The organism is Vibrio sp. 811 (genome assembly GCF_033339195.1).
This window is the reverse complement of sequence record NZ_JAWOUB010000007.1, coordinates 30,527-55,686: the sequence shown is the minus strand read 5'-3', so window position 1 is coordinate 55,686 and position 25,160 is coordinate 30,527. Positions and strand designations below refer to the sequence as shown.

23 protein-coding genes and 2 pseudogenes are annotated in these 25,160 nt (G+C 41.5%); 18 read left to right on the top strand and 7 right to left on the bottom strand.

Annotation, left to right across the window (positions count from 1 at the left end; genetic code table 11):
* Positions 1 to 22 precede the first annotated feature (22 nt).
* The 9 genes from R7Q46_RS12980 (at position 23) to R7Q46_RS12940 (ending at position 8,550) form a co-directional block, all read left to right on the top strand.
* Positions 23 to 343 (top strand): hypothetical protein, encoded by a 321-nt coding sequence (locus tag R7Q46_RS12980; RefSeq protein WP_025633960.1) that lies wholly within the window; start codon positions 23 to 25, stop codon positions 341 to 343.
* On the top strand, positions 333 to 785 hold the full coding sequence (locus R7Q46_RS12975; RefSeq protein WP_138058892.1) for a hypothetical protein: 453 nt from the start codon (positions 333 to 335) through the stop codon (positions 783 to 785). The genes R7Q46_RS12980 and R7Q46_RS12975 overlap by 11 nt, the downstream gene beginning before the upstream one ends.
* Positions 734 to 1,609: a hypothetical protein gene (locus tag R7Q46_RS12970; RefSeq protein WP_139351515.1), complete on the top strand. Its 876-nt coding sequence runs from the start codon at positions 734 to 736 to the stop codon at positions 1,607 to 1,609. Before R7Q46_RS12975 ends, R7Q46_RS12970 begins: the two co-directional genes overlap by 52 nt.
* A gap of 366 nt (positions 1,610 to 1,975) precedes the next feature.
* Positions 1,976 to 2,974, top strand: coding sequence for a recombinase RecA (recA, locus tag R7Q46_RS12965; protein WP_077284321.1), 999 nt, complete (start codon positions 1,976 to 1,978; stop codon positions 2,972 to 2,974).
* Positions 2,946 to 3,566: a hypothetical protein gene (locus tag R7Q46_RS12960; RefSeq protein ID WP_148299822.1), complete on the top strand. Its 621-nt coding sequence runs from the start codon at positions 2,946 to 2,948 to the stop codon at positions 3,564 to 3,566. The genes recA and R7Q46_RS12960 overlap by 29 nt, the downstream gene beginning before the upstream one ends.
* 136 nt (positions 3,567 to 3,702) lie before the next feature.
* Complete coding sequence (locus R7Q46_RS12955; RefSeq protein ID WP_025767135.1) at positions 3,703 to 4,605, top strand: hypothetical protein; 903 nt, start codon at positions 3,703 to 3,705, stop codon at positions 4,603 to 4,605.
* Positions 4,606 to 4,616: 11 nt separating this feature from the next.
* Complete coding sequence (locus R7Q46_RS12950; RefSeq protein ID WP_077284319.1) at positions 4,617 to 6,089, top strand: S8 family peptidase; 1,473 nt, start codon at positions 4,617 to 4,619, stop codon at positions 6,087 to 6,089.
* Positions 6,090 to 6,210: 121 nt separating this feature from the next.
* Positions 6,211 to 7,710, top strand: a complete 1,500-nt coding sequence (locus R7Q46_RS12945) for a UvrD-helicase domain-containing protein (protein ID WP_025767133.1) — start codon at positions 6,211 to 6,213, stop codon at positions 7,708 to 7,710.
* Positions 7,711 to 7,752: 42 nt separating this feature from the next.
* A complete protein-coding gene (locus R7Q46_RS12940) occupies positions 7,753 to 8,550 on the top strand; it encodes a hypothetical protein (protein ID WP_025767132.1) in 798 nt (265 codons plus the stop codon).
* Between the two features lie 331 nt (positions 8,551 to 8,881).
* Here R7Q46_RS12940 and R7Q46_RS12935 read toward each other — a convergent pair whose 3' ends face one another.
* Complete coding sequence (locus R7Q46_RS12935; protein ID WP_077284317.1) at positions 8,882 to 9,160, bottom strand: hypothetical protein; 279 nt, start codon at positions 9,158 to 9,160, stop codon at positions 8,882 to 8,884.
* 984 nt (positions 9,161 to 10,144) lie between these two features.
* Here R7Q46_RS12935 and R7Q46_RS12930 point away from each other — a divergent pair.
* Positions 10,145 to 10,549, top strand: a complete 405-nt coding sequence (locus tag R7Q46_RS12930) for a DUF6088 family protein (RefSeq protein WP_025767129.1) — start codon at positions 10,145 to 10,147, stop codon at positions 10,547 to 10,549.
* Between the two features lie 2 nt (positions 10,550 to 10,551).
* Positions 10,552 to 11,487, top strand: a complete 936-nt coding sequence (locus R7Q46_RS12925; RefSeq protein WP_025767128.1) for a nucleotidyl transferase AbiEii/AbiGii toxin family protein — start codon at positions 10,552 to 10,554, stop codon at positions 11,485 to 11,487.
* Between the two features lie 372 nt (positions 11,488 to 11,859).
* Here R7Q46_RS12925 and R7Q46_RS12920 read toward each other — a convergent pair whose 3' ends face one another.
* The 3 genes from R7Q46_RS12920 to R7Q46_RS12910 form a co-directional block, all read right to left on the bottom strand.
* Positions 11,860 to 12,126: a hypothetical protein gene (locus R7Q46_RS12920; RefSeq protein WP_025767127.1), complete on the bottom strand. Its 267-nt coding sequence runs from the start codon at positions 12,124 to 12,126 to the stop codon at positions 11,860 to 11,862.
* A 91-nt stretch (positions 12,127 to 12,217) separates the two neighbouring features.
* Complete coding sequence (locus R7Q46_RS12915) at positions 12,218 to 12,472, bottom strand: bacteriocin immunity protein (protein WP_025767126.1); 255 nt, start codon at positions 12,470 to 12,472, stop codon at positions 12,218 to 12,220.
* Between the two features lie 2 nt (positions 12,473 to 12,474).
* On the bottom strand, positions 12,475 to 15,081 hold the full coding sequence (locus tag R7Q46_RS12910) for an S-type pyocin domain-containing protein (RefSeq protein WP_086484042.1): 2,607 nt from the start codon (positions 15,079 to 15,081) through the stop codon (positions 12,475 to 12,477).
* Between the two features lie 672 nt (positions 15,082 to 15,753).
* Between R7Q46_RS12910 and R7Q46_RS12905 the strand changes: the two genes are divergently transcribed.
* The 4 genes and pseudogenes from R7Q46_RS12905 to R7Q46_RS12890 form a co-directional block, all read left to right on the top strand.
* Positions 15,754 to 16,557 carry an undecaprenyl-diphosphate phosphatase gene (locus tag R7Q46_RS12905; protein ID WP_039428124.1) on the top strand — a complete coding sequence of 268 codons (804 nt, stop codon included), beginning with the start codon at positions 15,754 to 15,756 and terminating at the stop codon, positions 16,555 to 16,557.
* 12 nt (positions 16,558 to 16,569) lie between these two features.
* Positions 16,570 to 17,538, top strand: coding sequence for a calcium/sodium antiporter (locus tag R7Q46_RS12900; protein ID WP_039428122.1), 969 nt, complete (start codon positions 16,570 to 16,572; stop codon positions 17,536 to 17,538).
* A gap of 81 nt (positions 17,539 to 17,619) precedes the next feature.
* The gene (locus tag R7Q46_RS12895; protein WP_104965929.1) at positions 17,620 to 18,459 is read left to right on the top strand and encodes a mechanosensitive ion channel family protein; all 840 of its coding nucleotides are present in this window, start codon (positions 17,620 to 17,622) and stop codon (positions 18,457 to 18,459) included.
* Positions 18,460 to 18,622: 163 nt separating this feature from the next.
* A pseudogene (locus tag R7Q46_RS12890) lies at positions 18,623 to 19,102 on the top strand (DUF4118 domain-containing protein); the annotation flags it as partial.
* A gap of 368 nt (positions 19,103 to 19,470) precedes the next feature.
* On the opposite strand, the gene R7Q46_RS12885 reads toward R7Q46_RS12890, so the two are convergent.
* Positions 19,471 to 20,760: a nucleotidyltransferase gene (locus R7Q46_RS12885; RefSeq protein WP_213899633.1), complete on the bottom strand. Its 1,290-nt coding sequence runs from the start codon at positions 20,758 to 20,760 to the stop codon at positions 19,471 to 19,473.
* Positions 20,750 to 21,454 (bottom strand): S24 family peptidase, encoded by a 705-nt coding sequence (locus R7Q46_RS12880; RefSeq protein WP_025767122.1) that lies wholly within the window; start codon positions 21,452 to 21,454, stop codon positions 20,750 to 20,752. Before R7Q46_RS12880 ends, R7Q46_RS12885 begins: the two co-directional genes overlap by 11 nt.
* A gap of 269 nt (positions 21,455 to 21,723) precedes the next feature.
* Here R7Q46_RS12880 and R7Q46_RS12875 point away from each other — a divergent pair, with 269 nt between their 5' ends.
* Positions 21,724 to 22,752, top strand: coding sequence for a DUF4238 domain-containing protein (locus R7Q46_RS12875; RefSeq protein ID WP_176043453.1), 1,029 nt, complete (start codon positions 21,724 to 21,726; stop codon positions 22,750 to 22,752).
* A gap of 146 nt (positions 22,753 to 22,898) precedes the next feature.
* On the opposite strand, the gene R7Q46_RS12870 is transcribed toward R7Q46_RS12875, so the two are convergent.
* Positions 22,899 to 23,354, bottom strand: coding sequence for a hypothetical protein (locus R7Q46_RS12870; protein ID WP_025767120.1), 456 nt, complete (start codon positions 23,352 to 23,354; stop codon positions 22,899 to 22,901).
* 342 nt (positions 23,355 to 23,696) lie between these two features.
* Here R7Q46_RS12870 and R7Q46_RS12865 point away from each other — a divergent pair.
* Together R7Q46_RS12865 and R7Q46_RS12860 are read left to right on the top strand one after the other, a co-directional pair.
* Positions 23,697 to 24,614: pseudogene (locus R7Q46_RS12865) on the top strand (hypothetical protein).
* Positions 24,604 to 25,035 carry a hypothetical protein gene (locus R7Q46_RS12860; protein ID WP_077284305.1) on the top strand — a complete coding sequence of 144 codons (432 nt, stop codon included), beginning with the start codon at positions 24,604 to 24,606 and terminating at the stop codon, positions 25,033 to 25,035. Before R7Q46_RS12865 ends, R7Q46_RS12860 begins: the two are co-directional and overlap by 11 nt.
* Positions 25,036 to 25,160: the final 125 nt, after the last annotated feature.

The following is a 25,160-nucleotide window of genomic DNA, read 5'->3' as shown; positions in this document are numbered from 1 at the left end:
ATAAAACAACAGGAGGCTTCCTATGGTTGCTGCAATTGCTCTTCTTCCATTACTTGGTGTTATAGCGGCTATTTTTTGGGGGTTGAATATGTACTACACACTCGTTCCTAACTGGTTAATTCCAGTAGTGTGCGTCGTGGTAGTCGCCTCAATATTCCAAATTAAGGTGACATACAAAGAACTAAATGAATCGGAAATAGATAGTTTTATTGGGCGGTTCTTGTTCTCAATACATCGAACAGTTCGACAGTATATGAGAGCGGCATTTATGCCAGTTGTACCTGATTTTAGTTTTGTAAAACAAACCCTCAATATCATGACGAAACGAAAAGATGATGAATAAGAAATTAATGTTAGCTGTAATGTTGAGCGCCTCCCTTTTCGGTTGTGCTCAAAATGATAGTCTTGATCCAGTATTTGGTTTTACTGGTGAATATGGTGCTGGTGGTACAAGAATCCCTAATAATCCAGCATACTTAGTTGATCCTGGGTTAACTACTGAAACTGAACTATTTAAGATATTCGGTGAGCCCCAACTAACCCAAAGTTTCCCATGGGGTAGAGTAGTTACTTATAGATATTGGGAAAATAAAATTGGGTTGCCGATGTATGAAGAGTATGTTGACTTTGTTTTTAACGATAGAGGTTTCCTTGATAAGGTGGCAACCTATTCTCAAAGGGGCTCTAAGCGGGTTGAAACAAATCAATCCAAAATGATAGAGAGAGAAGAAGAGTGTCCAAGTCACTACACAGTGTGCCAGTCATACGAAAACTTCAGTCATTAGAATCCTCACTTCATGCGTTTGCTCACTCCTTAGAGCAAACGTACTTTAACGTTCAGTTAAACAATCCCTCTGACATCAAACCAATTAAAGCGGTCATTAGAGCTATAACGGCGATCACTTACGATGAATACCAATCAGGACGAGAGTTAAACCAGTTACCTGGAGTGGTCTTCATTCCTGAAGATGTAGTTCCCAAATTACTAGAAGTAAATCATGCCAAAAAGGCATTTTCAGACGCTGTAAAAGAAGCTAAGGCCTCGAGTAAATGCAAAAGCAATACTGCCGCATTGAATTATGTAAGAAAATTATTAACAGAGATAGGCATGCAAAGGGTTCACTTTAAACAATGTGAACGCTTGCTGGTGGTAGAAGAGGCGCTACCTAAAAAAATAGTTTTTTATAACGAATCAAAAGGGTGGGGTAACCAAAAGAAATACTCAAAAGAAGAAGCGCTTGAGTTAGCTAAAGAAATCATTGATAACGGTTCTGATAGCTTTGACATCGTTTCTAAGAAAATTGCAGAGATTTCTGATTCGGAGTTTCTTGTGCACCGGACGCCAAGTCCAACAAGTATTAAAGCGAACATCACTAAATATGTACCAGGAGTGGGAGAGAAAAGTCATTCAAGAGTTGCTTCGTTACCAATATTTGTTGTAACTACCGATATGGATTCAGCGAGAACGGTACTCATTGGTTCTATGGTTTCGATTGAGTCTACCCCAAAGTCTAAAAGACTGGGGTCTAGTAAAGCTCGTAGTAAGTTTGAAGAGCAACCCTATATCTCAACTTTGCGTCTATATCGATATAAGCCCGAATATAGATAGAAAAATTTACAAACCAATCTATAATATATGATATTAAATTGGAGGGTTAGAGATGCACAAGCGTAGAGATAATTTGCAAAAGACGATACTCATTGTTTGGTTTCTGTGTTCTAGCATTGTACTTGGGATTCAGCTATTACCTAGCCCAATTGATAATGCAAGTGCAAGTCAGATAGAGTCAAAAGCCGGAAATCTGGAGCCAGATGACAGCCTGATCAATCTGGATACAATTCTTACCTATATGCCTACCGAAGTACCTCATTCCAGAAATAAACAGTAGCTATAAAATGATTTAATATGGTATTAAATACCATTGACAAACACTTTGCTCAACTATAATATATAACAAAACAGAGCGAGGTAGTTATGGTTACAATAGCTAGCAATAACAGCAATCCTTCACCTAAAAGCGTGGCTCTTGCTGCTGCTTTAGGGCAAATTGAAAAACAATTTGGCAAGGGTGCTGTGCAAAGCCTTGGGGGCGAAGCAACAACTAACAATCTTGACATCGTATCTACAGGCTCACCTAAGCTTGATAAAGCTTTAGGAGTGGGCGGGTTAGCGCGAGGTCGTATTCATGAAGTTTTTGGCCCGGAGAGCTCCGGAAAGTCGACATTGGCATTGGAAGTCATTGCTGAAGCACAAAAGAAAGAAAGTATTTGTGCCTTCATTGATGTTGAGCATGCGCTTGATCCTGGATATGCCAAATTAATTGGCGTTAATAGCGAAGAATTGTATGTTTCGCAGCCAAATAGTGCGGAGGAAGCTCTGTCTATTGCAGAAACTCTTGCTCTATCGGGAGCAGTAGACATTATTGTTATCGATAGTGTCGCAGCAATGTGTCCTAAAATGGAGTTAGAAGGAGAGATGGGGGCAGCTAGTATGGGCCTTCATTCGAGGTTAATGTCGCAAGCATGCCGGAAGCTAACAGGTATTCTAAAGAAAACGAATACCATGGCTATTTTCATAAACCAAATTCGTTTTAAAATTGGTGGTTTTGGAAACCCTGAGACAACAACAGGTGGAAATGCTTTAAAGTTCTACGCTACAACGCGAATTGATATTCGCAGAACGGGGAGCTATAAAGTCACCGATTGTACAATGGGTAATGAAACCAGGATTAAGGTTGTCAAAAACAAACTTGCCCCTCCATTTAAACAAGCTGAAACCAAAATATTGTTTGGTAAGGGTTTCGATTACTACGGTGAAGTTCTTGATTTAGGCTTAGATGCTCGAATTATAGACAAACGTGGTACTTGGTACCTTTACAAAAACCTTAAGCTTGGGCAGGGCAGATTGTCAGCGACAGAGGCCTTAGAAAACGACAAAGTCCTTCTTGAAGAGATATTATCTCGGATTAATTAGATTAAGGTATGTTGCGGGAAAACCGCAACATAAAGGCATAATGTTATTTAGTGACTTTCAGAAAAATCTAGACAAATTACCTTTTGATGAATTGCAATCACGGAGAAAGGGGCAGTCTGTACGCTCATTAGCTTATTTTCTTGGCTCAAATGAAGTCGCGATTCAAAAGTACAAAAATAATCCCGACGAACCTGTAAAGGAATCGCATATTCGATGCGTTGATTTTCTTTTGAAAATGCCAAAAGAGCAACAGATCCACATTCTATCTCAGAGTGTAAACAATCCTATCTTAAGCGTTACAGAGTCACAGCGCTGTAAAGTGAAGCATTATGATGCTCTGGAGAGTCGTCTCCTGAAGCTGGGTATGTCGAAGTTAGGGGTGTATTCATTATTGGGTACTCGTAATAGCGTTGTGGATAACGCACGAAAAAAAGGCGCCATGTCAAAAGGCTTGGCAGCGATCGTTGGGTTAACGAGTCGATTTAGTAATGATGAGCTCTTGGAACTAGCTGTCGAATACGAGACATCTGAGCGAAAATTGCCCGCTTTGAAAGAAAAGCTTATGAAAAAGCATTCTAAGTCCTCAACTTAACGACAAAAGTTGAACTGCAAGCTCAAAACGTGAATCTGGATAAGGATAATCTGAGAGCAATCAATAAACTAGCGAAATCGCTGGTTTATTTAGAAAACTAATCTATGTCATTTACGTATAAAAAAAAGGATTTGAAGTGAAAAACTACTTAGCACTCTCGATTTTAGTAGTCCTATCTGGCTGTGGTGGTGGCGGAGAAGGTGGTGGCACCAATAGCAGTAGTGGCGATAAGTCACTTGTACTTACTGTAACAGATCCAACTCAATCACTAGTGGAGAATGGGGCGTCAATAACCGTCCAATTAGAAACAAACTCAAAATCAGATAACTACACTCTTACTGTAAGAGATCCACAGTCGGTTCTCAATCAAATTCCTCTAAGTGAATATGAAAAAAATATTCATTGGTCTGTAAATAAATCGAATTTAATTCTTTCAGCAGATGAATTACTTAAGTCTTCAGGTGATTTGAGCCTCACACTGACACTTGAAGATGGCAGCGAGCAAATATCTACGAACTTTAGCCTTGATATTGTTAACACAAGTCTTAATGAGCGTCTTGAAGTCGCTTCAACGTACATCGATAACAGTGAAGAGATTAAGCAGTTTTCGGAGCTAAAATCACTCCAACATGCTTATGAAAAGGTTTTTTTATTGATGGGTCATGGTCAGCTCCCATTTACACCCGAATTTGATGAGCAGGTATACCTGGACAAACTAAACGACATCAAGTTGGCAGTAAGCAAGGTGCATAATGGTGGTATAGAGACTCTACTTGTTAATCCATTATCAAGTTTTGAATCTGAACTAAACGCAAGCGCTAAACAATACATAGATCATCTGAACAAGATTGCCGCAAAAGAGAATAGCCTGAGTGTACTCCCAGCAGTGGATTTCAATGCCTCTTCGACAGGCTATTCATTCTTTAAAGGTAATGTGAACTACGGTCAGTTTACTGAACTGTCAGTTTTCAAGTTCAACCCTGAATTTCAGTTTGTTGAAAATTTAACTGACCCTACTTACGGCAATTGCAGCATTTAAGGACAAATAGAATGAACAAAATCACCCTATCTCTACTAATTAGCGCTGCAGTTTTTAAAGGTTATGCTCATGCGAACATTGCAGAACCTATCTTATTTAAAGGAGTCGATCCTTTAGCGATGTCAGACTCAACTGGTTACCACCAGTCACAGTTAAATACCTATTGGGCAGACCAAGACTTACTTAAAGGGGCGAATAGTATTTCTAAGGCCAGAGATACTGCAAAAACCAATAACGTGACACGTGTGGGTGTTATAGATGGAGGCTTTTTAAATACTCCAGAGCTTCCTTTTGTTGATGGATATAGTTTTATCGGAACTGAAGGTTACACAGCAAATTTTGACACACCGATATCTGACCGTGGTGAACACTGCGATATAGGTCATGGCAATATGGTTGCATCACTAATTGGTGCCAACCCTCAAGGGGATGGCGTAAAAGGTGTAGCTGATGTTGAATTGGTTGCAGCTCGAGCACTGAAATGTAGTGAAGCAAAAGTTGAAGACTTAACTGCTGCAATCAAGTGGCTGAGTGGACAAGAGGTTCCTGGTGTACCGCTAATTTCAGAGCCAGTTGATGTTATAAATATGTCGTTAACGTTGCGGAACACAATGTGTGGTGGTGACGTTCAAGACGCGATTCGAGTAGCGCAAGATAAGGGGATTACTTTTGTGGCAGCGCAAGGGAATCGAGGCGTTAATTATGAAACAGGGTTACCAAAAGATTGTCCCGGTGTGATCGGAGTAGGCTCAAACCAATTAGATGGATATAAGTCTGGGTTTTCTAACTTTGATGTTAACGTAGACATTGTTGCTTATGGTGACCGCCTCTCATTGCCGACAATCGTTGATTCGAATAATGATGGAGCTTTGGACTACACCGAAACGGCTGGAACGAGTCTTTCGACACCTCTAGTAACGGGCACAATTGCACTAATGCTCAACGAAAATCCCGATTTAACTCCTACAGAAATCATTACCATTCTTAAACAATCGACAGGCAAACCAGTGGTCGGTGAAGCGGGAAGTGGTTTTCTTAATTATTCTTGTGACAATGGATATTGCGGCTATGGTGTTTTGAATGCATATGAGGCAATGCTTCAAATGAGAAAGTTGTCAGAGGAAGGGGTAGCGTTAAAAAGTCCACTAGCTGGTGAGTGTGATGTAGAGTTTTACTTAGATACTCTCGGTGGTTCTATTGATGTTTGTTCAATGGGGGAGTTTAAGTTAAATGATCATGTCACTAGCGATAACACCAAAATAGAAGTTTATAAAGTTTCAAGCCTTGATTCATTAGATGTGGCAGGTGCTGAATTAGTTACAGACACTACAAATGGAAAACTTATGCTTCCAAATGTGGGTAATGAGCTCTTTGCCTACCGTATGTGTGAAAAGAACTTCGTTGATGAGTACCATTGCTTTAGCGATGAATTAACGCCACTAACGGTTTCTAATCTCGAAAAACCTCACCAATGTAATCTCTAGAAACTGAAATCTAACTAATTGATAAACCCTGGATATTTTCCGGGGTTTATTATATATGATAGTTGACTGCTTTTTGTTTTGCTGTCACAATATACCATATTAAAACAGCTTTGGGGGCAAAATGAAACCAACGTTAGAACAACAAAACGTCATATACAAACCTGTTAGGCTTGCTGTGATCAAAGCGCTTGCAGGAACTGGTAAAACTACATTATTTAGATTGTTCGCGAATGCATATCCAGAGCTAAGAATGCTCTATATTACTTATAATCGTCCGATCGCAGATGCCGCTAATTTACCTCCCAATTGTCTATCACTCACTGGCCATCAGTTAGCATATCAATTCGTAGGAAAATACTACCGCCACAAGTTTGCAGAAAACCTCAGCATGGGGCTGATTAGAAAGCACCTCAGGTGCGACTGGTCCATCGCAAACGGGACTATGGTTACTTTAGAAAACTATTTTTGTAGTGAAGATCAAGAAATAGAAAAAAAACACGCTCCATACAACCCCAAAAATAAAAAATCATTGGATATTCAAGAACAGCTAGTTTCTAGTGCCAAGCAAATCTGGAATGAAATGCAGTTATTGGAAAGTCCGGTTCCCATGACGCACGATGGTTACCTAAAAGGTTTCTCTATTGCCCAAGTAGATTTGAGCGAGCATTTTGATGTGCTACTTGTAGATGAGGGGCAAGACCTTAACCCTGCAGTGAGAGCTTTTATGAAAGCTCAAACTAATATGAGAGTCTATGTATGTGGTGATGAGTCGCAACAAATTTATCGTTATCGCGGTGCCGAAGATGCACTGAAAGTTCAAGAAAATAGTGGAGCCGAAGTTTTCTCATTAACCCAGTCATTTCGCTTCAATGAACAGGTTGCTACATATGCCAATGCCTTTCTGAACCAACTTGGTGTTCATGAACGGCTTAAGGGGACCGATAATGGCATTATCGAGTCTGTTTTAACTTCAGAAAACGATTTAGATGAAAATCTCCAGATAGCCTATATCAACCGTACGATCGTATTAACGATTGAAGTCGCGATAGAAGCTGACGAACGTGGCAAGAGCATTTACTGGACTGGAGGTTTTAATAACTATCCATTTAACGAGCTCTTTGATTTACTCTACTTGAAGCTAGAGCAGTACGATAAAATACGCTCACGCGACTTTAAGCGTGATTTTACTACATTCGAAGATTTCGTAGAAGTTGCGAAAAAAACGAAAAACATCGATATGGCTAGAATCCTCAGACTTGTCTCTAAATATGATACTGGTTTGTTTGATATTTATGAGAACTTGAAGCTTTCTAAAGTGGATAAAATTGAGGCTGCTGAAGTTGTCGTAGGAACTTGCCACAGAACGAAAGGCTTAGAGTTTGACCAGGTGGTGCTAGGGGATGATTTTTGTGACCAATTGAAATTAATCGAGCGTACAGAAGACGAAATTCGAGATGAGTTGAATCTAATGTATGTCGCCATCACAAGAGCCAAGTTACGATTCGTAGAATCCCATCCATTTCATTCTGTACGACGTTGCTCACAAAACATTTTTGAACTGGCAAGAGAGTTTCAAAAGAACAAAAGAAGTAGCTCAGGCCGTTTTAAAAAGAGACGCTAATCATAATTCTATCGAGATGAGTAAATTAGGAGAAGTAAGTAAATGGCACTTTTTGACAGAGAAACGAGAGAGTTGATAGAAAAGTTGATCAATCAAGTTGATGTTGATCTTCGAACCGATTTTAGTATAGGTATCATTTCTAGTGAAAATGAATATACATCTGTCCTAACTGCAGAAATTCGTAATAGGATTAATGCTAGGCTACCGTTAAAATCAGCTGCATTTTCACAGAAGTTGAAATCAAATGAAGAGCAAGCATGGGGCGTTGATGCTTGTGTTTTATTGATTGATTATGACAAGGGAGTCGGGAAACTATGTTTGTTTGAAGCAAAAAGTGATCGGCCAAATTGGGACTATCTGAAACCTAATTATCAACCACCTACCTCTCACTTTTCATCTCAAATAGCCCGTCAGGTAGTACCTAACAAACAGGGATTTGTTGTATGGGAGCAGTTTTATTCAAGCAAACCAAATGGTACACCTATAGGTGACCGAAATCCTAATGGTTCTACCTGTATTCTCCATTATCTTGCATACTACCATAATGATATTCCTCCTAATCCGAACGTTTGGAGTGATAATGATATTGATACCCTTGCTCTAGAGAAGCAAAGGGTTTCCAAAATGGGGAGCTTAGTACGTACGGTTTGCAAATGTAAATTAGGGAAACGTTTCGATTTTAGTGAACTAGAAGAATTACTCAGAGAACGTATACCAGTGAGGCACATTTTGTTTTTAGAAGGGGGCAGGGCTGTCTCAGAAAACAATAGCAATCATTCTATTGCTAAACGATATCAGGAAAGGTTCCCTGACTATAAAGAGAGTACTGGTAGGCAGTAAGTGTTGAATTCTTAGTTGGTTTTTTCTTATGTAATAGTGTGAGTAGAATAAAGCTTCATACTGAGCATTAAAGTTTCATACTAAATTGGCAGCGTTACCTAGTTTCACTGCCACTTTTTACTATTTGAGTAGCGAGCCAAGAACGGTCACAATGCAACCAGCGTAAATCCATAGACAATTGTTTCCTGAACAATGAAACAAACCTGAATCATCGAAGCCATGCCACCCAAGCTTCTAGGCAGTTTTGTAGCCTCGCATCCCTTGCTTTGCGTTCTCGACATCAACCATCATCTGCTTTACTTTTTAGATTCATAGCCATGAATTTTCCTCTCTAACTGATTACTGGCAGAACGGTAGTATTCTTGAATGTTTCCAGCTCTGACGCGAGCACGTGAAAACTAACTTCAGGCGGGTTATTTTTCGCTCCATTCATTTTGAACATTACAACGTGATAATCGGAATCATCATCAGCAGGGAAAATATGAAATTCTCCTGTCGATGGTAATTCAATGCTAAGGGACGCTGTTCCATCAATCTTCAAGATCATTGGAGACTCTGAGCAGTTAGGAACAAGTTCAAGCTTGAAACCTGTAAAATCATGTATATCCACGTTTTTTCCCTTTATCAGTTAATTTCGTTCAAATGGTCTAAATCTGTATTACCTGACCGAATAGACAAAACAATCAAGTATCGATCATCATTTGGGCATTTTGAGTAACCGTGACCAACTGGAACTACATGCGCGTAAACACCAGTAGCAACATCAAAATGATCCCCGTACTGAATCTTTTTGGGGAGTGATTCTTTCAACCATTCCAAAAATGTTTGTTTAGCCCAAGGTTGCGGCATTGTTGCAGTCACAGTATGAGGTAATGACATTAGATGTTGTAATGCTGCGTAAATATCAGAATCACTAGTTGCTTGTTTTCAAAGCCATCTTTTCCCCGCTTATTTGGTTTCTAATTCATTTGCTAACTCGTGACGTTCTTGAAGCAAATCTTCAAAGTAGAAACTTTCGGCCTCGGATAATCCATCTTTATCTGCTTTCACTAACAATTCCAGAATCTTGGCCTCAAGCATTTCTAAAGCGGACTGAGCCGCTTAATCAAAGTCCTGCATCTTTTCACCTTTAAGACTTTTAAGCTAAATCAATACTTCCATTGGTTTCATTCTCTTTGAAAGGAGCAGCCAATAGTTATTCATTAGTTTCATTATCATGCCGCCCGACATAAACATGAGCATTAAACGTTGAAATTAGTATACCAGACAAATGAATAGCTTCGGTCATATCAACTACAATCAGTTCCTCCCAATAACTCCTCCCTGTCAGTGAGCACACATGAGCTTCATTCGGTAGTCACGCGCTATATAGCCATTTACACCAATGTAAAGGTTTATTTTTGAATTGGGTCGCTTATTTTTTTTAAATGAGGTCGTTAATTTGTAAGTGAAAAAAAATCAAGTAAAAACATACTCATAGGTTGTTATTAAAAATATGCACGTCGTATTTTTTCTTAAATGAATGCCGTATGTGTTTCAAATAACGATGGGCTTCGAGTATACTAGGGTCAAGCACTATGTAGGAGGGTGAGTCATGACAGCAACTGATCTTATTTATCAAAAGATAAAGCGCTCTCGACGCTATGTGTTCGAACGTAAAGACTTCGACAACTATGCTAGCTATGACCAGGTTGGTCGTGTATTGAAGAAACTTGTGGATAAAGGTGTGCTGATGAAAATCGGGTATGGCTTATACACCAAGTCAACAATCAACAGCTTAACTAATAAACCTATGCCTACGAATCCCGGTGGTACTGACGCAATCATGCGTGAGATCCTAAAAATGCGCGGTGTAGACTTTGAGCTGGATGCTATGTCATTGAAGAGTATCAATGGACAGTCCACTCAAATACCAGCGTCCATCAGGTACAAGTGGGACTCTAAGCATTTCAATCGCAGCCTTAAGGTTGGTAACAGAGTATTGAACAAGCGACAATGAGTATATCAAAACTAAAAAATCAATTTCTTGAAGTATCTGATGCCCTTGAGTTAGGCAACCCGTCGATCGCGGAAAAGGACTATTGGGTGGTGTCTCTGCTTGCCATGTTGGAAGGTGTGGAAAGTGAGCACCACCAGCTTGTTTTTTCAGGTGGAACTGCTTTGGCCAAGTCCAATATTAAGATTCTGCGAATGTCTGAAGACGTCGACATAAAATTAATTCCAACTAAGGAGTTTCTCGATAAGGGCCCTGGTGCGAAGAGAAGAGCTCGCAAAGCGTTAGTCGAGCACCTCATAGCGAGGTTAGCTGACCACACTTATCTGAATTATAGCGATAAAACGGTACGTGATAGCTATCGCTATGTTGAAATCGAAATAGAGTACCCACAACAATACCATCAAGCACCGTGTCTAAGACCTTATATCAAACTGGAATTTATCGAGACAATCGAACTTCAGGGCGTTGAGCCTCGCTCTATTTCATCGCTGGTCGCGCAGAGCTACAATCAACCTGCCGAAGTAAGCACAATGTCGTGTATATCTATTGACTCGACGTTGGTTGAAAAAGTGCTTTCCATGTTGCGTCGCACCATGTCAGTCAAGCGAGATCCACAGCGTAAGGATGACGAAACATTGGTTCGTCATATCTACGATGTTCACTGTATTAGCGCCGAGCATACGATTGATATGGGCGTATTAAAGCCGATGTTTGATACCGTTTTGGAAGAAGACAGGGCGCGATATGGCAATCAACATCATGAGTTTGTCGATGATCCGCGCAATGAGTTAAAACTAGGATTAGAAGAGCTAGAATCCAACGAGGAGTTTCGTAAACGTTTTGACGCGTTTGTTGCTCCAATGGTGTACAACACAGAGCCGCATGACTTTGATACCTGTTTTGCCTCATTCAAAGGTATTTCAGAGCAGCTTATTAGCTAACCCTTCCAATGCCTACCCCTGTTTTGGGCTACACTCCCAGTTGTAGGGCACAATGCTGAAAAAGCCTAAGTTGGTTACCTCCTCTATCGCATCAGCCACATAGGTTTAGATATGTGGGTGATGAGCTTACTAAGCTAGTTGATAGTTACCCCAAATTTAAGTTATCCGAAGAAGATGCTTGCGAGCTAATACTCCCGCTCATTTCTGTCCAGAGATGTGATATCGCTGAATCACGGCAAACACACCTTTGCCCCATTATAAGACAGAGTAAATACTCATTCATATCCTGTTAATTGGGTTTTGCCTTACTAAAAGTAATCCATTCTTCTAATGCTATTCGTTGTTAATCCTCATGTTGTATTACGGGGGCTCTTAAGTTGTCAACATCGTACACAGAACCACAATGTTGTATTTATTCAACATGGTGCATTTAGAAAGAACGTCTTCCCCCAGCGGTATCCTTAAACCTTGTTCGAGGAGCTTTGCCACCCATCGTCCGTTTAAGGTTAGCAGGTATAAATTGACTTGAATCGGGAGTTTGCCAACTTGCTTCACCGTTTTTTCTGGCGTCCAATTGATGGTTGGTACGTTATCTTCAATCGCAATGGACAAAATATTGAGTTCACCGAGAGCTGCCATAAGGTTCTGACACAAGAGGATTTTGAGCGGTTTTTAGAGCAGGTTGAGGAATGGGAATGAGAAAAGGCGTCATCGTGACGCCTTTTAGCTTTTACTCTTTGAAGCAAGGAAGTCCCTGACTAGCACGCCAATCTTTCACTATTTTGACTATCCCTTCAGGCGTATCCTCACCCGGGTTCTCTGGGTAGTAAATTAAGTCTGAACCCGCCGGATGCTCCGTAATTAATATGAAGTGTTCAAGCAACTTATCTTGATAATCATCGCTGCCCTTTGATTCAATTATCTCATCTATTAAGTTTATGAAATCAGCTTCAGTATAAGCACTCAGTGTGTCTTTTAATTCCATCGTTAACTCTTGTGTATATCAATATGGTTACGGGGGGTGTTTACTCTTAAGTTGTCAACATCGTATACAGAACCGCCATGTTGTATTTCTTCAACATGGTGTAGTTCGAAAGAACGTCTTCCTCCAACGGTATCCTTAAACCTTGCTCGAGGAGCTTTGCCATCCATCATCCGTTTAAGGTTCGCAGGTATAAATTGACTTGATAGAGTAGGATCATTGGCAATCTCGCCCCAGAAGACTCTTCTAAAATCGTCAAAGCTACTGAACTCACTTCCTCTTAGCTTATCAGCAATTTGAGACGGTATTGGAGCTCCTAAATCTTTACCCGCATCAGCTAACCAGATACCCAAGATATCTTCGCCCTTACCAGTAACGACTCCGGGCTTATCCCTCAGTCTTTCTTTGTAAACTACATAGAGCGGAGCAATGCCTGAGCTTTCAGGGAATACCAAGATCGCATCACGCCAGTCTTTCTCTTCAGGCGCAGGCGTAACGGTGACGTTCGCATCGCTATCCGAGTGGATTGGCGTGACCAGTATATCGTCTTTTTCAAACCCATCACTATGATCGGGGGTAGTTTGCCAACTTGCTTCACCGTTTTCTTCTGGAGTCCAATATATGGTTGGTCCGTTCTCTTCAATCGCAACGGACAACTGACCATTGTTCCCTTGTTTCACATATTTGATGGGGATTCGTGTGTCATCTACATGATAGCCCTGTACGTGCGGATAAAACTCGCCATCTTGGGGCTCGGTAATGTGGACACGAACGCGGCTTTGCGCCGTGGTTACTTGGCGTAAATCTTGGTCTGTGTATTGGGTGTTATCGCCAAATAAGCTTTGCTGCATGGCAAACAAAGCGCCAATACCTTCGACCTGCCAGCGGTAGCCCTCGACGATTTTGTCTTTCAATGTGCCGGCCAGTTTATCTAACTGCATCGCTGCGGTTTGGGTTTGCTGCATTTGCTCTGGGGAACCGGCGACAGCTGCGGAACTGCCCATAGCCATTTGTGCTTGTGTCGCTTGAATGGCGGGTATGACAGCAGCTGGGTTTGCATTGGCTTGTGCAAAGAAGAATGACCAAGGACCAAAGTTACTTATTGACTCTTGTTGGTCGCCAATTTCAATACATCCCTCTGGTCTGGTGCAGGATTTAGCGAACACGAGCGAGCTTGTGGCGTCTTTTAAATTGAGGATTACCACATCGCCTTCTATGCAATCGGCAGTGTTAATGGCTCTATATTTGGTCAACCCGAGCAATGGATCACTGTGCTGATAATGACTGTTGCGGATGTTGTTGTAAGTTTGTGGGCGCAGCGGCGGAAAGGTATTCTTTTTGTCCGGTGCTTGTTGTTGCTGTTTCTCAGCAACAATAATTTCATCACCTACCGCAAGTGACAGAGGGTCGGCCTCAAACACTGGGTTAAGCAAGAGCAAGGCTTTAGCTCCCATACCATATAGTTCAGCGATGCTTTGCCAGTCTTCCCCTACCGTTACGGTGTGCGTCGCTGCGGTTTGTTCCGCTTGCGTCTCATCGTTGTTACCTTCTGAGCGCGCTTCTTCCGGCTGTTTGACCGCATTAAACAATGCGGGGATATCCAACTTTATCCCGTTTTCACACAGCCAATCTTCACTGAGATTATCGAGCTCTTCACGCGTGATTTGTCGCTCAAGATAAATGATGTATTGATTTTCGATGATTTGATCGGCTAATTTCCAATACACCAAAATAGCGCTTTGGTCTTTAGTAAAACCACGCTCGTCATTGAGCTTGTCTTGTGTCGATTGCGTAGCGTAAAACGCCCATTTTTCTTCCCCAAGAATTTTGTATTCTTGGACAAGTTCACCATCATTAAAGTGGTAGTAATAGCCTTCAGTAGGCAAACCTAAACGTTCGCCCAATCGCACTGCAGGGACAACAGGTATAAAACCTTCCTCAGCTTTATGGCTGCCGACTTTTTTTAGTGTGACGGCTTCCTGTGGCGTCAGCCCGAGATTGTCATCAGCGATGTGGATATTTAAACGCTTTGGCTCATCAAATACACATAACGCTGTGTAGCGGGTGCCTTGCTCGGTATTGGTTTGTTCCCAGCGAGTTAACGCGTTCTCTTTTTCAGTTTTCGCTAAAGCAAAGTCACTGTGCACCATTTTCTTTATGGTGGCATCCGAGCAGCCAACTTCGAAGCTGTACTCAAATTCCTTGGTGATTTCCTCTTCACTTTCGGTTGCGATTGGCTGCGGCGTGTAAACTCGTTCGAGCGTCGAGGTTTCCCCTAGACAAGAGCTGTATCCTCCCGTTGTTCTGGTGATTTTCGTTTTTGCTAATAAATTATTAGCGGCATCATCAGAGAATGCTGGGATAACCTCAGAGTTCAGCCTCCAAGTTTTAGGACCTATTGGGTCGTTGTAACTAAGTAGAGCGGGAGTTTGAGGCGTATCACTCACGAGTACGAGATTGCCTTCGTAGAGATGCTGCTTTAGCTGTTCAAAAGTAAGATGTGAAGGAATAGCAGAGGCGATATCCGCTTCCGAAATATTATGGAAGTTGCCCTCTATCAATCCAAATTCATGAGACATTACTTCCGACAGTGGAAGAACTTTATAGGACACACAAATACCTAAAGTGAATACTAGTTATCACGGCAATAAGCAGTAAGCATGCCATGAACTTTCTTCTGCAAAATCAGCCAGGTAGGATGATAGTAGTATACGCCGATACAATTTTTTGTTTATCGAGCCAAAAAGTTGGATATAAATCCAAGAAGTTGGTCGGTGTTGGCTGTGGTCTTTGTGTACGGTACCTGTTTAGTTGAAGCGATACATATGGTGTTTTTACCCGTGAACACATTCGTAGTGGGCACGTTGTGTATGTAATAGTTCTAAGACGGTTTTGCCCCATTCCTTCTTTGCGGCAAAGAGCATTACTGTCAACTGTACTATGCGTAGCCCTCACAAAACTTATCTCTGATGGATTGTGAAACTGTGTATTGTTAGTTAGAGCAAAAACTCGCACACAAACTCTCAGCCCAATTTTTCTTATTTCAACTTATTTATTTAACATTTGATATAAATCGTATTTGTTAGTTACAATTCAGCTCGTTTAAGGGAGTAGCCTTCCACTACTGATTAGTAGTGGAGTGAATATCAACAGTCTCCAAGCCTTATGCTTGTGGTATTCACGTTCAACATGTTCTGGCAAGACTTAAGCAAAATAGCGATGCGGGCAGGATTGCTATTTTGCTTTTGTTGTTGCCTGCCCGAGATGACAAAAGGAAACCTGCTGTGGATGCATGGTACGCTTTGTTTTTAGGGATAGTGCAAGGAATTACCGAGTTTCTCCCCATTTCTAGCTCTGCTCATTTGATCTTAATGCCGACCTTCCTTGGTGTAGTCGATCAGGGAGTTAGCTTCGATCTCGCCACTCATATCGGTACGCTGCTCGCCGTGCTCGTCTACTTTCGACGAGATATTGCTCTATTGATCACTGAATGGGGTAAATCGATCACTCAACGTCAATATTCCTCCGCCAACAGTCGCTTAGCCTGGGCGATTTTGTGGGGAACCTTTCCTGCGGCATTAGCTGGGTTATTTCTTCTTGACTTAATCGATGACCAGCTTCGCTCTGTTATGGTTATTCTGTTTACAACCGTAGCTTATGGCGTGATGCTGGGTTTAGCCGATATCTTTGGTCGAAAAGTTAGAGAGTTAGAATCTCTCGGTTGGAGAGATGTACTGATTGTCGGGTGTGCGCAAGCATTAGCCTTAATCCCTGGCACCTCTCGTTCAGGTGTAACCATCACCGCAGCATTGATACTAGGATTTAATCGACAAGCAGCTTCTCGCCTGTCCTTTTTGCTTGCAATACCGATTACTGCTCTCGCGGCAGCAGCCAAAATCGCTGAAGTAGCGATGGATAGTTCGGTAACCGTAGATTGGCTGGCACTTTTAATTGGTAGCGTTACCTCTTTTCTCACCGCAATACTTGCGATCCACTACTTCCTCAAATTCCTGAATCAATTTGGGATGATGCCTTATGTCATCTACCGATTAATTTTGGCCGTTATTCTATACTTTTACGTTATTTAATAGGGATTAAACATGCTATTAGCTTCACTCGCGATTATCGCTGGCTTTGCACTGCTTGTCTGGAGTGCAGATAAATTTGTTGAAGGCGCAGCCGCTAGTGCCAACTACGCAGGAATGCCACCTTTATTGATTGGTATGTTGGTCGTCGGATTCGGTACATCTGCACCTGAAATGGTGGTTTCGGCTATGGCGGCTATGGATGGCAACCCTGCTCTGGCGCTCGGAAATGCTGTCGGTTCGAACATTGTCAACATTACCTTAATACTCGGTGTAACCGCGATCATTGCACCGATTGCTGTACATTCAAGCATCATCCGTAAAGAACTTCCCATCCTTTTGGTCGTCACGCTTGTCATTGGCGCAATGCTGTGGAATCACCATATCAGCACATTAGAAGCCTGGGCGTTGATTGGTGGATTCATGCTTTTGATTGGTTGGTCAATCTGGAGCGCATTACGCTCAAAGGGAGACCACTTAGAACAAGAGATGGACGACGAACTATCTAGCCAAAGTATGTCACTGAAGTCATCCATTTTCTGGCTGATTACAGGGTTAGTGTTACTGATTATCAGCTCGCGTATTTTGGTGTGGGGAGCGGTGGAAATCGCACAACAACTCGGTGTCAGCGATTTATTGATTGGCCTAACTATTGTTGCCTTAGGAACGTCCTTACCCGAATTAGCAGCATCCATCGTGGCAGCTCGTAAAGGCGAGCATGATATAGCTGTGGGTAATGTGGTCGGCTCAAATATGTTTAACTCCTTAGCCGTCATCGGTATTGCTGGTACCATTGAACCTATTGCCAATATTGGTGCTGAAGTCTTCTGGCGTGACTGGACATCGATGCTTTTTGTCACGGGATTACTGCTGTTGACCGCCGCTCGTTTTGGCAAATCACAGACGATTTCTCGCAGTGAAGGCGCTGTTCTGTTGTTGTGTTATTTGGGGTACAATGGTTATCTCATCTATGGAGCGCTGTAATAGACAAATACTGAACGGTGAACTTATTGATTCACGTAGTAACCATTATCAATCCGTACAAAAAGAGATAGAGGAGTAACCATGGAACATATCGCTGGTTTTTACGATACTCATCAGGCACTCATTATGCAGATCTTGCAAAATGCGCTCTTGACGATTTTTATTTTTATCTTGGCTTCTGTGGTATCCAAGCTCGTCAAGCGCGGGGTATTTAAAGCAACAGAGAAAGTCAGCGGTGGGGATGAAATTATCGCTCGCTTGCTTTCTCAAGTCGCGTCTTATGCGGTTTATTTAGTCGCGTTGGTCATTGTTCTAGACCTCTTTGGTGTGAATACTGCCAGCTTGGTTGCCTTAGTCGGTGCAGCGGGTTTAGCGATTGGCCTAGCTCTGAAAGACACACTGAGTAACATTGCCGCAGGTATCATGATTTTATTTCTGAAGCCAATCAAAAAAGGCGAGTTCGTCGAATTCGGAAGCTACTCTGGTAGCGTGGTCGATATTGGTCTATTCACTTCTGTGTTCGAGACAGCGGACGGTCTCTACATCTCTAGTCCGAACAGTGCGGTTTGGAATTCAACCATTCGTAATTTTAGCCGAAACAACAAACGTCGTATGGATATCACGGTTGGCATCTCTTACCAAGATTCAGTAGAAATCGGATTGAATGTGCTTAAAGAGTTGGCGTTGTCCCAGCCACATATCCTTAAAGATCCTGAGCCTCAAGTGATTGTTCACATGCTGGCCGATAGTTCAGTGAACCTCCAACTTCGCGCCTGGTGTCCGACGGACAAATACTGGGAAACCTATTGGGCGGTGCAGAAGCAAGTGAAACCGAATATCGAAGCGGCGGGGCTAACCATCCCTTTCCCGCAGAGAGATCTGAACATGAAGTGGGTTGATGAAGGCTCTGCAAAACCTTAACCAATACATAAGTCGAGGAAGTTATGATGCTGTTTGTGACTTCCTCTGATTGGATATAACGCCTCTAGATTTCGCCATTTTTTTACGCTTTTTTTACGCGAACCCTGACTGCGCATCTGATAGAGTCGCTGTTAAGATTTTCTTTCAAATGACTTATATGGCAATGAGTTGGCTACAGAAGCGTTATCTCTTATCGGCATCGGTGTTTGTTCTTGCACTTGTCGTATCTTTAGGACTTGATCACTGGTTAGGCTCAACCATTGCGGTGTTGCTGATACTCCAGCTTTCTATCGTTGTGATTGCCCTTCAATGTCACTCACAAATAGCTTATGTGGCTGCGATTGCCGAAGCCGTCAGTTTTAACTTCCTCTTTACCACGCCTCGATATTCGCTTCAGATGTTCCACTTAGATGACATCATCAACTTACTTGTTTTTATTGTGGTTGCCTTTACTACCAGTCAGCTCGCTGAGCGATATCGACGCCAACAAAATGCGCTAGAACAAGTTCAACTGCGCCACCAAATTTTGCTTTCCGTATCTCATGATTTGAGAACCCCGCTCGCGGGGATTATCGGTAATCTCACCACTTTCAAAGAATATCAGACGCAACTTCAAGCGAAAGAAAAGGATGAACTGCTCGACTAATCTGCTCCAGCCAGACTGGACACTTCACTAAGCGGCTTTTCGATACATAAAGTTATTCATGAATTACTAATTTAGTAAAATCACTGGCAAACTTCTGTCCAGAAACGTGTTTAAATGGGACCGCTCAATCTGTGGATGCTCAAGACAACCATTATGATACTTTATTACTAAGTTGTAGCGTGACTCAGACTTTGTAGTAGGAATTAGTATGAAACTTTATTCCTCTCCTATAGCAATATAAACAATCTGTCAGATTTTTCAGATTTTTCAGATTTTTCAGATTTTTCAGATTTTTCAGATTTTATCTCCCTCAGGAGACCAAACTGACAGATTGCATTCTCACTAATTCACACAACCCAATACATTCAAATACACTTAACCTCAAGTAGCTCATTAAAATCGCTGAAATAATTCTCCAGCTCTAGCAACTTTACATTCCCTGGTCGCTCTGAGTACCGCTTTGTACGTGCTCCAAATTCTATTGTCCCTTTCCCAAAGCGCGAATTAATGCAGTCGATTGCTTTGCTTAATTTATGGTTATTAACCTCTGGTTCAAATAGATCTGCTTGCTTGTGTTCTGCGTCGATTAAACTAGTAAGGCCAACTCCAACCTTATAAATGCGCGTTTTTGTCGGTTGAGTAGGAATAAGGTCACCCTGAATAGCTCTCAAAGTCTTTAGACCTACAGAGGTATCGCATACACCGTAACTGAAGTGTATGCTCCGGCTAGCCTTAAACTGCTCCTGAGGATCGTCATGTATGGATGTGGACACAAATGCTGTTATAGCCAGGGCTTCTGATTTTTGCGCTCGTAATTTAAAAAATGCCTCTGCAAGGTGAAGAGATAATTCCGACATTATGGACTCCCTTGATTGTAAACGGTCCCGGTATGAGCTGGTGGACCAAATTCGTTGCTTCTTAGGTCGTGTGTCGTTCCAATTGTAGACAGGTGTGGCATTTAACTCATGGATCGTGTTGGCGACGGAAATCGAAAAGGCTTTTTGCATTTTTTTAGGATCTTGGCGAGCTAAATCTAACGCGCTATAAATGCCCATATGAGAAAAGTGTTTAGATAGCTTCCTGCCTACGTTCCAAACCTCTGAAACAGGTACCTTTTCTAATGTCTGAATCAAATTGTCTTTACTAATGACAAATACACCGTTACTACCCTGAAGTTTTTTGGCTGCAAACGAAGCCAGTTTTGAAAGAGTTAAACTAGGACCAATCCCGACTCCTGTAGGAACACCCGTTGTTTTCCAAATGTGTTCACGCCAACGCCAAGCTTCGCGTTCCAGGTCAATGCCATTCTTCAGTAGCTCCGTAGTCTCCACCCAAGATTCATCGACGCTGTAATGAAAAATGGGTAGCCCCTCGGAAACATCTATAAGTGATTGCTTAAAGTTCCTAGATATCTGCCCTAAGGTATTAAAATTACACTTAAATATTGCGCCATGATGCATGGCAACTTTAGAGTCGATTTCCCAAATAGGAGAGAACTTGGGTATCCCAAATTCCTTTATATTTGCTCCGGCAATACTAATACCTTGGCCTGCTGACACGAGTACTGGTTTCCCTTTTAAACCAGGATGAAATTGAGCACTACTGTGCGCATAAAATCCTGTTCCGTCTATTAGTGCGAATGATTTATCGGCCACGAAGTTCTCTCCGGTAAATTCGGATAGCCATAGAGACACAGCCGTAAATGCGAATTTCGTCACTTGATGATAGATAAACAGATCTGAACTTTGGGTTGTCGCTGTATGCTTTTTTCAGTCTTTTGTTCAACCTCTTACATACCAATTCACCATTTAAAGCCATGATAACGGGATGATCTTCTTTAAATGAGAGGCTGCGGTTAAGGAGTAGCAAATCTCCGTTATCAATGATTGGTAACATAGACTTACCGTTTGCACGCATCAATACACATGTATGTTGTTGCTCAGGAGGTATTAATAACTCATGAAGGTCGAACTCTTTCAATGAGTTATGAATAGGTATCGAATAGCCTTTTCTGTACCAATGAAAACGAGCAGATACAACGCCTTGAACTACAATATCTTCTTGCTTTTGTATCTCTTGAAATGACACAAGAGCGTTTTCGCCAAGGTATTCAACCAAAATACAGTCGTTTGCTTCAGGTTGAAGGCTTGAGTCAACAAGCAGGTAATCGCCATCTGAAATACCGAAGTAAGGTACATCTTGATGAGCAACAGTTAATTTGGTTGCGCTAGGATGATGAACTAGCTGTTTTGACAATGACAGGGATTTACGGACACTCCCGCTTGTTGGGTCTTCAAAGCCTGTTATGCCGCAATTTATTGACTGATCAAATATTTGTAAAACACCCATTTTAAAAACACGTCTGACTGCTGTATGTATATACAGTAATTATATATCCAGCTATGTACTGGTGCAATGTAAGGAAGAGCATGAGCTATTGGGATGGTTAGATGGCCTGGTGCACATCTGTGAACCATAGGTTTTTGAGTATACGATTCATGAGCATGGAGAGACACTGTAATTGCACTATAGATTCGAGTAGTAAGGTATAAGCCCGGTGGTACGGTAAGGTTTTGTAGCACCATAATGCAGCGTTAAAAGAGAAAATGGAGGCTTCATTGAGTGTAAAAAAAGACAATCACTTTTTACCTGAGATGTATCTAAAAAATTGGTGCAACGAGCAGGGTAAGGTATTCCACTATAGGAAAGTTGTTCAACACGAGAATGTGCCATTATGGAAGGACTACTATCCATCAGCGATCGGTTACCATAAATATTTGTATGTAAACACTCAAAACGGTAGCCCAGATGATATATTAGAAAATTGGTTCGATTCTAAGTATGAATTTCCTGCCAGTAAGTCGATTGAGAAAGTAGCTCGCAATGAGAAGCTTACAAGGAATGATTATAAGAAATTAGCTAACTTCGTTGCACTTCAGGACTTACGGACTCCAAAGCGTTACCTAGAGCATTTAGAGCGTTTCAATGAAGTGGCACTTAATGAAGTGGTCAAAGATGTCCTTAAAGAGGTTAAATCAAAAATACCTCCGGGTTATAAGCCTGATGGGAAGGCTCGTTACCATGATAGCTTACCCTTAAGAGTGGAGATCATAGACAATGCTAAGGGTGAGTTTGTAGTAAAAGTTACATCTTTGGTTGGAAGAGCTTCTTGGTTGTGGTCTATAAAACATGTCCTTACCACTGTTGCTGATCAACTACATAGAAACAAGTGGACCATACTCCTTCCTGCTGAGGGGATGAGTTGGTATACGTCAGACAATCCAGTGGTACGGTTAAATTATGAAGATAGCAAAAATTATGATTTTAATGGTGGCTGGGCAAATCCAAACAGTGAGGTCATTTTACCACTGGGACCAAGGCATTTGCTGTATACACAAGTTGGAGTTTCTCCTCCAATTCCAAGAGGTACAAAACTTACGCGAGACCAAACACATAAAATTAACCGAATGATAGTCGAGAATTGCCATAACTGCGTAATATCCCATGAAGAAAGGGGAGGCATCGAGTTGTTGCTCCCTAGGGTTGTAGATAGAGAACAAGTTGAAGCCGAAAGGGAGCATTGGAAAAACTGGCATTTAGCCCACCAAGGCGCAGAATCTGTGTTTTACAGCGATTACTACACTTAGCAAACTGTTTAATAATGGCTCAGGGTGGTACATGGCGTTTGTTAAAGGTGTAGAGGAACTATGTCGGGAAATTAGAGATGAGGGAATAGTTCCGACTACACCATCTACATGCAAGCAATTTAGCTTATAGTTAGCCTAGGGAGATGTTAAATGCCTCCGTATGCCACATCACTTATTTCGTTTAGGTAAGGGGATATAATTTTCTCAGGTGGACTTGTGAATGAGTAATCTCTTAGGATGACTTCTAAGTTCCTTGAAAAATATTCACATTGTGATGAGAAAAGTGCTTTAGGTTCATTGATAAGGTCAAGAGTTAAACTGACTGCTGTATCCATGCTGGTATAACCATTTTTATGGTCTTTGATTAAATTACCAAAGAAATAATTGTCGTGAGGCTGAGCTGCTAAGTTTGAATGGAGTGCATGAAATGCGTTCACAATTGCTGTTATATTTCTTCTATTTGCGAGCTTATCCGGATTAGCTCGATAGTTTTGCTGGGCACGGAATGCAAGTTCATTCAAGTCACGTGAAGCTGAAAACTTTTGGGAACTTAATTGATTTTCTCTTATAAAGATTTTGGTTATAAAGCTGAGAATCTTCATTATTTATAAGTACCTAGTTATAAGTTAATAAAAGGTCTGGAAGCCTTACAATAGACTCTTAGTTTTAATAGTAAAGTTTTGATGCTGTTTCCAGTTCACATTAAAGCAACTCAGTGGTCTGAGATGAATAGTATCGATATCATAAATTACATACCAATTTGGGAACTATTCTTTAAAAGCTTTCTACTTGAGTTCAAGTTGATGTGATTTAGGTTTCAATGTGAACATTTAACTAGCCATAATGGCTTTTCTGGCAGTTAAAGCGTAGATCGGCATTGTTGATAATGATAACGTATTGAAAATATTGATATAATCATATTTTTATAGTGTAAGTATGATCCTATGAGATATGAATCTGCCCCTGTTACCCCAGAAGAAAGCCGGAAACCACAAAAGAGCTCTTCGCTCGTCAGCAACGAGAGCGTAGAGCTGAATTAACTCCTTCAGCAAGCGATGGAAAATCGTGAGAGGGTTCTTAGAGATAGAGAAAAAGCAGGGTTAGGACCTACTTCTCTAGGATTGAATGCTCCTCAGCTTCTCAGTGACTCAATAGGATTACAGTGTTCACTTGGGGATGAAATGGCTAAAAACCACCAGCATGTGTTAATTACAGATTTAGAGGATGCACATAAAATATTACATAACGTTTGGCTGGAGTCTGGTAAGGATGTCGCTGCTATCGCCTTGAGCATTAACACCGTTAAGTCTTGGTTCAATCACACAGAGCCTATGTTTAATGCGATATCAATTGCTAAACAGTTTGGCGATCTAGGCGTTAAAGCTGATTTGGTAGAAAGCCGAGGTAAATTATTTGTCGCATTTTCAGGGACAAACGAGAATGGCAAAGTGCTACGGCATGCGTTTGTCAATGGTACTCGGCTTAATATGAATGGTAAGAAGTACCCTCTAAATTCATTTAAGTCGGTGCAAGCAGGCTTTAGTCCTCAATCTAGAACTGCAAACTTCAAAGGTGCGGGTGCCTTAACCTTTGTGGTGTCCGCTAGTCTAGCCACCAGCGACTTAGTTTTTAAAGACGACTATCACTTAGTGGATTGGTTTGGCAATGTAGGTGCCGATATGTTCAAATTCATGTTGCAAACAGCAGCTGGTGAAGTTCTGTTATTTGCTACGGCAGCTCTGGGAGCTCCCGTAATGGTTGGTGCGCTATTTGTTACAGCAACATATGTCTTAATTGAGGTTGTTTGGGGTGAATACAAAGTTTCTAATCAAGTCGTAAGGATGCTTGAGAATGTCACATAAAACAAGATTACGTTTGGCTGGTATCTTTGTTCTTTTGTTTGGGATAATTTGTTGGGGCTATCCATCTTATGTAGTCTATAGAGACTATCTTGAACTACTGAATAAAGCAGACACTGTTCAGCTATCCGTTCTAACTCTGTGGGTGCCGATTGGATTATTAGGGGCGTTAGGTTGTATTTTTTTTATGGCCCCAAAAGCTATGTTGTGCGGGAAAAAAATCAATGAAATTTACTCTCAAAGTGCAATGCAGCTAGCTAATAAAATCTGTGTTTATTTTGCCTTGGCTGGTGTAGCCTTTGCCGCTGGCTGGACGTATCACTCAATTGATCTCTTACAAAAGTATGGGTATGTATATAGCCGAGATTTAACCAATATCACTCCTACGGGAATACATTTGAAATACGTTAGAGCAACTCATTGACCAAGAACGTCTCTAATCCTCACTAAGAACTCTTCTAACAAGCGTAAGCTTACTACTTACGCTTGGTCTAATTCCTTCCGAGAGCTCCTCAACCTAATCGGCTATCTAGAGCATAGACACGAAAC